2 protein-coding genes are annotated in these 1,466 nt (G+C 44.3%); both read left to right on the plus strand.

The window, feature by feature from the left end:
• Window positions 1-623 (plus strand): conjugative transposon protein TraM (gene traM / locus ACYPWY_RS16210; RefSeq protein ID WP_459686585.1); only part of this gene is annotated, 623 nt, incomplete at its 5' end.
• Between the two features lie 83 nt (window positions 624-706).
• Window positions 707-1,466 (plus strand): conjugative transposon protein TraN (gene traN / locus ACYPWY_RS16215; RefSeq protein WP_459686586.1); only part of this gene is annotated, 760 nt, incomplete at its 3' end.

Consider the following 1,466-nt stretch of genomic DNA (forward strand, 5'->3'; position numbering starts at 1 on the left):
TGGTGGAACAAACTGTTTCCGCTTTGCCGCAGGAACTGTCGGGCAAAGAGGTAATGCAGGCTTTCGCCCAACCGCGCAACATGGGATTTTATACGGCGACCGCTGAACTCGCAAAGGAACGGAAAAACACCATTTCCGCCTGCATACATAGCGACCAGACCGTGATGGACGGCGAAAGCGTCCGTTTGCGTTTGCTTGAGCCGATGCGGGCGGGCAAAATGTTTGTCCGAGAAAACACGATTCTTTCCGGCTTTTCCAAGATTCAGGGGGAAAGGCTGCAAATCACCATTACTTCAATGGAATACGGCGGCAATATTATTCCGGTGGAAATGGCGGTATATGATACGGACGGACAACGCGGCATTTTTATTCCCGATACAAAAGAGGTGAACGCCGCCAAAGAAGTTGCAGCAAATATGGGGACAAACGCCGGTACAAGTATTTCGCTGTCTTCCGATGCGGGTGAACAGTTTGCAGCCGATATGGGGCGCAGCGCCATTCAGGGAATTTCGCAATTCTTTTCCAAAAAGATGCGCGAAGTTAAGGTTAATCTCAAAGCGGGTTATCGTGTTTTTCTTCTTCCCGAAGGGAATATCAATAATCAGCAATTAGCAAACAATTAATTGTCTGAACCATGATTTACCTGATTAAAAGATTAACAAGATTTTTTTACAATACACAATTTCATAATTAAAAATAATATACGATGAAACAGATTTTTTTAATGCTTGCATTAGTTGCAGGCACAATTACAGCAAATGCGCAGGAAACGGCGCAAAGTCAGCCTTCCACAGGTGATTTGTACAGCGGTCTTACCCGCAAAATCGAGTATGACCGAATGATACCGCCCTACGGTATCGAAGTGAGTTTTAACAAGACGGTGCATATTATTTTTCCCGCTGCCGTGCGCTATGTCGATTTGGGTAGCGCGAATATTATTGCAGGAAAAGCGGACGGTGCGGAAAATGTTATCCGTGTGAAATCAGCCGTGCAAGGTTTTGAGAGTGAAACCAATTTTTCCGTCATTACAGACGAGGGCAGTTTTTACAGTTTCAATGTGAAATATGCCGATGAGCCGGAAAAGTTAAACATTGAAATGAAAGACTTTATCCACGATGGCGAAGCGGTTAATCGCCCCAACAATTCATTGGATATTTATCTCAATGATTTGGGAAACGAGTCGCCCAAAGTGGTAAACCTTATTATGAAGTCCATTTACCAAAGCGACAAAAAGGAAATCAAACACATTGGCTCAAAGCGTTTCGGTATTCAGTTGCTGCTCAAAGGCATTTATACCTACAACGATTTCCTGTACTTCCATATCCAGACTAAAAACGCTTCGCAAGTGCCGTTTGATATGGATTTTATCCGCATTAAAATCGTGGATAAAAAGGTCGCCAAGCGCACCGCCATTCAGGAACAGGTTATTTTTCCCGTCCGCGCTTACCGTTACAATATCCGCATAC

The organism is Viscerimonas tarda (assembly GCF_054601255.1).